Annotated in this window: 8 protein-coding genes; 1 reads left to right on the forward strand and 7 read right to left on the reverse strand. The window is 61.3% G+C overall.

Features of this window, described 5'->3' with window-relative positions:
* Positions 1-343: 343 nt before the first annotated feature.
* Both istB and istA read right to left on the reverse strand, forming a co-directional pair.
* A complete protein-coding gene (gene istB / locus FE851_RS08990; protein WP_011950403.1) occupies positions 344-1,072 on the reverse strand; it encodes an IS21-like element helper ATPase IstB in 729 nt (242 codons plus the stop codon).
* Entirely contained in the window at positions 1,059-2,573 is a 1,515-nt protein-coding gene (gene istA / locus FE851_RS08995) for an IS21 family transposase (protein ID WP_041378971.1), read from the reverse strand. Before istA ends, istB begins: the two co-directional genes overlap by 14 nt.
* An 835-nt stretch (positions 2,574-3,408) precedes the next feature.
* Between istA and FE851_RS09000 the strand changes: the two genes are divergently transcribed.
* On the forward strand, positions 3,409-3,804 hold the full coding sequence (locus FE851_RS09000) for a polyketide cyclase (RefSeq protein WP_145201778.1): 396 nt from the start codon (positions 3,409-3,411) through the stop codon (positions 3,802-3,804).
* Here the strand turns inward: FE851_RS09000 and FE851_RS09005 are convergent.
* The 5 genes from FE851_RS09005 to FE851_RS09025 all read right to left on the reverse strand — a co-directional run.
* Positions 3,782-4,720, reverse strand: a complete 939-nt coding sequence (locus FE851_RS09005) for a HEPN domain-containing protein (RefSeq protein WP_145201781.1) — start codon at positions 4,718-4,720, stop codon at positions 3,782-3,784. The genes FE851_RS09000 and FE851_RS09005 overlap by 23 nt on opposite strands.
* Positions 4,721-4,790: 70 nt before the next feature.
* The gene (locus tag FE851_RS26700) at positions 4,791-4,922 is read right to left on the reverse strand and encodes a hypothetical protein (RefSeq protein WP_261370884.1); all 132 of its coding nucleotides are present in this window, start codon (positions 4,920-4,922) and stop codon (positions 4,791-4,793) included.
* A 139-nt stretch (positions 4,923-5,061) separates the two neighbouring features.
* Positions 5,062-6,000 carry a HEPN domain-containing protein gene (locus FE851_RS09015; RefSeq protein ID WP_145201781.1) on the reverse strand — a complete coding sequence of 313 codons (939 nt, stop codon included), beginning with the start codon at positions 5,998-6,000 and terminating at the stop codon, positions 5,062-5,064.
* 70 nt (positions 6,001-6,070) lie between these two features.
* Complete coding sequence (locus FE851_RS26065; RefSeq protein ID WP_186378789.1) at positions 6,071-6,274, reverse strand: sigma factor-like helix-turn-helix DNA-binding protein; 204 nt, start codon at positions 6,272-6,274, stop codon at positions 6,071-6,073.
* A partial coding sequence (locus tag FE851_RS09025) for an ArdC family protein (protein WP_145204278.1) occupies positions 6,261-6,998 on the reverse strand: 738 nt, incomplete at its 5' end. The genes FE851_RS26065 and FE851_RS09025, both read right to left, overlap by 14 nt.

Raw genomic sequence — 6,998 nt, forward strand, 5'->3', positions numbered from 1 at the left:
GGATCGATCCGGCGAATAGGCGAAGGTGTCATTTCGAGGAAAAGAATGTCGCTCGGCCCTTCCCTGCGAAAGGAAGGCGCCTTTCAGCTCACCCCTCTTCGAGCAGACCATGATCCCGCAGGACCGCTTTCGCGCAGTCCATGCCCAGCTCGAGCGTCTCCGGCGATGTCAATCGGCGTGCAAACGGGACCCCCTATCGGCGCGCAAAAGGGACCCCCTTTCACGATGGCGCAAGGTTGATCGGACACGCGCCTTTGCGCTGCGCGCGGCGTAGGGAGGGCGGAGCCCGACCGGAGGCGCGCGCAGCGCAAAGCATCTTTTAATCGGAGGTCGGTGGGGGCGATCAGCTGCGGTTTTTGAAGCGCCAGCTGTCATTGCCGGTCTCGACGATGTCGCAATGGTGGGTGACGCGATCAAGGAGCGCGGTGGTCATCTTGGGATCGCCGAACACGGTGGGCCATTCGCCGAACGCGAGGTTGGTGGTGATGATGACGCTGGTCTGCTCGTAGAGCTTGCTGATCAGGTGGAACAGCAACTGGCCGCCCGAGCGGGCGAACGGCAGATATCCCAGTTCGTCGAGCACGATCAGGTCGAGGCGGGATAGCTGGGCGGCGAGAGCGCCGCTCTTGCCGATCCTGGCCTCCTCTTCGAGGCGGGTCACCAGATCGACGGTGTTGAAGTAGCGGCCTCGCGCACCCGAGCGAACGACATTGGCGGCGATGGCGATGGCCAGGTGGGTTTTGCCGGTGCCCGTGCCGCCGACCAGGACGATGTTGCGCCGAGCGGGCAGGAACGCGCCACTGTGCAGCGAACGCACCAGCCCCTCGTTGATCGGCGTGCCCTCGAACCGGAACGCATCGATATCCTTCACGACCGGCAGCCGGGCGGCCGCCATCCGGTATCGGATCGAGGCAGCATGGCGATGTGTTGCTTCCGCGCGCAGAAGGTCGGTCAGTATCTCCATCGTGGTGCGCTGGCGCTGAAGGCCGGTGGTGACCGCATCGTCGAACGCGCCCGCCATGCCCTTGAGCCCAAGCCCGCGCATCGCCTCGATCATGTCATGCCGCTGCATCGAAGGTCCTCAGCTGGTCGTAACGGGCGCAGTCGGCGATCGGCGGATGGCGCAAGGCGCTGTCTTCGGAGGTGATGATGGTGAGCGGTCGCGGCGGTTCGCGGCGCCGCGCCAGGATGTTGAGGATCAGGTCGTCGCTCGCCGTGCCGGTCGCCAATGCCTCGCGGACGGCCGCTTCGACCGGCTCCAGACCATCGGTCAGCACGGCCGACAGCACACGGACGAACCGGCGGTCGGCATCGTCGCCATTGCCAAGCTTGCGGCGCAGGCGCGCCAGCGCCGGCGGCAGATCCCAGTCCTGGAAGGGCGCGCCGTTCCGCAGCGCTCCGGGCTTGCGGGCCAGTACCGGCAGATAATGCCAGGGGTCATAGATCGTGCGGTTGCGCCCGAAGTAGCGGGGATGCTCGGCGACAACCTCCTCGCCGCAGCGCACGACAATGCGGTCGGCATAGGCCCGGACCTGCACCGTCCGCCGCGCCACCGTCGAGAGAACCGAGTAGCGGTTGCGATCGAAGCTGATCAGGCAGGTGCCCGTCACCGCATGCTCGCTCTCGTTAAAGCCGTCGAACGGTCCCAGCATCGGCTGCAGTGCCGATCGCTCGATCTCCAGCGCCTGCGCCACGGTCAGCTCGCCCTGTTCCGGGTGTGCCTGTCGTTCCGCCCAGCGCTGGCACTCGGCCTCCAGCCAGCCATTGAGCTCGTCGAGGCTGGCGAACCGCAACCGGGGTTGGAAGAAGCGGCCCCGGATCGTCTGCACCTGGTTCTCGACCTGGCCCTTCTCCCATCCCGCCGCCGGCGAGCAGGCGGTGGGCTCGACCATATAATGGTCGGTCATGATCAGGAACCGCCGGTTGAAGACCCGCTCCTTCCCCGTGAACACGCTCGTCACCGCCGTCTTCATATTATCGTAGATGCCGCGGCCCGGCACGCCGCCGAAGAAAGCAAAGCCGCGCGCATGCGCGTCGAACAGCATCTCCTGACTCTCGCGCGGATAGGCCCGGACATAGACCGCCCGCGATGCACACAGCCGCATATGCGCAACCTTCACGCGCATCGGCTTGCCGGCGATCTCCACATCCTCATGGCTCCAGTCGAACTGGTAGGCCTCGCCCGGCTTGAACATCAGCGGGATGAAGGCGGTGACACCATCGCCGGCATCCTTGCGCCGGTCGGCCTTCCAGCGCGCCGCGTAGCGCCGAACGGCATCGTAGGAACCCTCAAAACCTTCGCGCTCCAGCAGATCATGTATCCGCGTCATCCGCAGTCGCTCGCGCCTGCCGCGCACCTCGTTCTCTTCCAGCAGTGTGTTCAGGCGATCCTGAAACGGCCCGATCCTAGGCAGTGGCTGAACCTTGCGCTGATAGTCGAATGCGCCTTCCGGCGCCCGGATCGCCTTGCGGATCACCTTCCGCGACACATGCAAATCCCGCGCGATCGCCTTGATCGCCTTGCCGCCGGCATACTCGCGCCGAATCCGAACCACTGTCTCCAAAATCAACATCCCGATCTCGCCGCCTGAAAATCCAGCCGGCTGCTTAAACCATCGAAATGAGGGGTCCCTTTTAGACGCCGATCACCCCGCTAACGGGGTCCTTTTTGCACGCCGATCCACACTCCGGCGATCGCCGGGCTAGATCAGCGTGGATGAGTTCCCGCATCTGGAGGACGGTGACAAGCAACTCCTCGCCCGGCGTGCGCAACATTCTGAACGTGGTTTCCGGCAGTGCAAGTTTCCTGAGCATGAGCCGGATCATGGAAGCACAGGGCATTCCTGCACGCGCAGCGCGGTACAAAAGCTGATCATGGAGATCATCTTCAAGGCGTATCGTAATTCTAGCCATAAGCTATCCTATCATTTGGATGCCTGGCCAGCGTGATGAAGCAGAGGAAATGTATGCCGCTGTCTGCCGCTGGTAAAGGGTGGGATGCCGCGGCAGCCAAGGAAGTCAAAAGATTGGTGGGGCGTCAAATGTTGCCAAGGAAAATCAACGACTTGAATTTTTTTGGCTGCCAATCGGCGTCAACGGCACCAAACAGTGCCAAGGGAGATGTCTGCCAAAATCCGTTCAATGTACTGATTTTGTTGTGTAATTTTCTCGCAGCACCCGTGCGTACGGTGCATTACAATTACGCTTTCAGGCGTGCGTCGTTGCTTCGCATGAGCTTCGCGAATGCGCTCGCTCGAATCAGCCGAAGGGCGGCCCTTTCCAGGCGATCGGGTGGCGGCAGAATCCACCCGGCGAATCGATAGGCATCTGCTGCTGTGGGTCAGCCTGCCGCAATGACAGAGGGCGACCGAGGCGCTACAGCGCCAGTCCCATAAAGGAGATGGCATCATGCTTCCCGCGCGTACCTACAGCATATCGATCGATCGCAACTGGAAGGCGCTCTATGAAGCGATCTGGCGACCGGAGATATTCCCCAAATGGGCGTCGGGCCTCACCGAATCCGATCTTCGCCGGGGCGGGACCGGATGGCTTGCCGATGGTCCCGACGGTCCTGTGACGATCCGTTTCACCCCGCATAACGACCATGGAGTGATGGACCATTTCGTGGAGACGGGGGACGATCAGGAGGTCCATATTCCGCTGCGTGTGATAGCCAATGGCGAGGGCGCCGAAGTCATGCTGACGCTGTTTCGCCAGCCCGGCATGACCGACGAGGATTTCGCGCGCGACGCCAAATGGATCACCCGCGATCTGCGCGCGCTCAAGACCTATGTGATGGGGTGAGCGCGGCTTCCAGTTCCGCGATCCGGGCGTTGCAGAGCGACCCGACCATCGCCTGCAGCATCGCGACGCGCTCGGCCAGCCATTCCAGTTCCTCGGCGGTGATGACATATTCGCGCGAATAGCGTGCCTTGATATAGGCTTCACGCAACAGATTATAGGCGCGCTTTTCGAACTTGCTGTCGGTCGGCCAGATGGAACGCAACCGGGGTTCGAGCTGTTCGGTCTGAGTCCGCAACCGGTTCAAATTATGGGTCTTGGGACTGTACAGGGTGCGGACAAGAAAGGTGCAATGGTAGAGGCGCTCTGATGCTTGGTGAAGAAGGAAGGCCGCCTCTTTGGCCCAACCCTTTGACTGATTGTCGCGCGCATTTTGAAAGAAGCGGTTTGCGCTCTCGAACCATTCCTCAAAATAGTCCCGCGTTTCCTTGAGCGCCTCCCCTGCCGATAGCCGCTTGGGCTCCACGAACGGATGGCCGGGCTCCTCATGCAGCAGGATGCCGTCGCGCAAAATATCCATGAAGAAATAGCGGCCAAGGCGCAGCTTCTCGTTCACATCGTCAAGGCTGTGATAGACCAGCCCGACCGGGGTGCGCAGCCGCATACCCTCGGCCAGTTCCTCCAGCAGCCGCTCCTCGGTCTTGGTCCAGAATTCCGCAATGTCGGTCAGGTCTTCATGATCGACGATGACGAGAATGTCATAGTCGGAGAAATAGCGCCCCACTGGATCCTCGACCCAGTCGCCCCGCGCATAGCTGCCGAACAGGATGATCTTGAGAATCTGCCCATTGCGAAAGCGCGGCTGGGTGCGGTGGCGGATGGCCTTGGCAAAGCCCTCCCTGATGATGTCGACGACATGACCAAGCTCCCGACGCTTGGCGTCGGGCAATTTTATTTCCGGGTCGTCGAGCCTCTTCATGATGCCGCGCAGAATCGCGGCAAATCATCGCCTTGCCAAGCCCTGAAAGTCGGCAAGGCGATTTAGGATGTTATTGCATTTCGCGGACGATGATCCGGATGGCCTCGAGCATGTGATCTTGCACCTTTTCGAGCGACATGCCCTCCCTTTGCGCAATCTCGACATAGGTGAGCCCCTCCACCTGACTAGCGAAAAAGACCATATATGCCTTGGGNTTCCGCTGCGTGTGATAGCCAATGGCGAGGGCGCCGAAGTCATGCTGACGCTGTTTCGCCAGCCCGGCATGACCGACGAGGATTTCGCGCGCGACGCCAAATGGATCACCCGCGATCTGCGCGCGCTCAAGACCTATGTGATGGGGTGAGCGCGGCTTCCAGTTCCGCGATCCGGGCGTTGCAGAGCGACCCGACCATCGCCTGCAGCATCGCGACGCGCTCGGCCAGCCATTCCAGTTCCTCGGCGGTGATGACATATTCGCGCGAATAGCGTGCCTTGATATAGGCTTCACGCAACAGATTATAGGCGCGCTTTTCGAACTTGCTGTCGGTCGGCCAGATGGAACGCAACCGGGGTTCGAGCTGTTCGGTCTGAGTCCGCAACCGGTTCAAATTATGGGTCTTGGGACTGTACAGGGTGCGGACAAGAAAGGTGCAATGGTAGAGGCGCTCTGATGCTTGGTGAAGAAGGAAGGCCGCCTCTTTGGCCCAACCCTTTGACTGATTGTCGCGCGCATTTTGAAAGAAGCGGTTTGCGCTCTCGAACCATTCCTCAAAATAGTCCCGCGTTTCCTTGAGCGCCTCCCCTGCCGATAGCCGCTTGGGCTCCACGAACGGATGGCCGGGCTCCTCATGCAGCAGGATGCCGTCGCGCAAAATATCCATGAAGAAATAGCGGCCAAGGCGCAGCTTCTCGTTCACATCGTCAAGGCTGTGATAGACCAGCCCGACCGGGGTGCGCAGCCGCATACCCTCGGCCAGTTCCTCCAGCAGCCGCTCCTCGGTCTTGGTCCAGAATTCCGCAATGTCGGTCAGGTCTTCATGATCGACGATGACGAGAATGTCATAGTCGGAGAAATAGCGCCCCACTGGATCCTCGACCCAGTCGCCCCGCGCATAGCTGCCGAACAGGATGATCTTGAGAATCTGCCCATTGCGAAAGCGCGGCTGGGTGCGGTGGCGGATGGCCTTGGCAAAGCCCTCCCTGATGATGTCGACGACATGACCAAGCTCCCGACGCTTGGCGTCGGGCAATTTTATTTCCGGGTCGTCGAGCCTCTTCATGATGCCGCGCAGAATCGCGGCAAATCATCGCCTTGCCAAGCCCTGAAAGTCGGCAAGGCGATTTAGGATGTTATTGCATTTCGCGGACGATGATCCGGATGGCCTCGAGCATGTGATCTTGCACCTTTTCGAGCGACATGCCCTCCCTTTGCGCAATCTCGACATAGGTGAGCCCCTCCACCTGACTAGCGAAAAAGACCATATATGCCTTGGGCGGCACTTTCTCGATGGCCGCCAGCGCCTTTGCATGGTGCGCGGGATCATGGTCGGTCATGGTTGTCCCCCTCTTCATTGAGGCTATCGAGAAGATAGTCGGCGGCCTTGCTGGCCTGACTGGCGGCGCGGAAGATCGCCTTGCTGTCCTCGCGCAGGACGGCCAGCCACGCCCCCAGATAATCGGCATGGCGCACGGTCGGCACGATGCCGAGTTCGGCGCACAGGAAGGCGCTAGCCATTTCGGCGATCAGTTCCTCGCGCGCATAGGCGGGACTGCCAAAACCGGTATCGGGCAGTCGGTCGAGCCGCGAACGATGGCCGGTCCAGTGCCCCAGCTCATGCAGCGCGGTGCGATACCAGTTGATGGGTTCATGAAAATGTTCGGGCCGGGGCACACGGATATAATCGTCCTGCGGGGCATAATAGGCTTCCCCGCCGCCGATACGGATATCCGCGCCGGTCGCCTCGATCAGCGTCTCCGCGCGGGGGATGGTGATAGCCGGGTTCCATGTCGCGATGGTGTCATCCGATACTGCCACGTCCAGCCCCTCGCACTGGTCGATGTTGAAAACGGTAAAGCGTTTGAGAAAGGCAATCTGTCGCGGTTCGCCATCCGGTCCGGGGGGCACATGGTCCTGTTCTTTGGGCGTGAACCTGTCGGCATAACAGACGGTCGTGCCCTGCTCCCCCTTACGCACATTGCCGCCCAATGCCTGCGCCTGCCGGTAGGTCAGCCAGCGCTGCGAACCATAGCCCTGCTCGAACAGGCGGTGCCACAGGAT

It is taken from the genome of Sphingobium sp. B2 (assembly GCF_007693735.1).
Taxonomy (GTDB): domain Bacteria; phylum Pseudomonadota; class Alphaproteobacteria; order Sphingomonadales; family Sphingomonadaceae; genus Sphingobium; species Sphingobium xenophagum.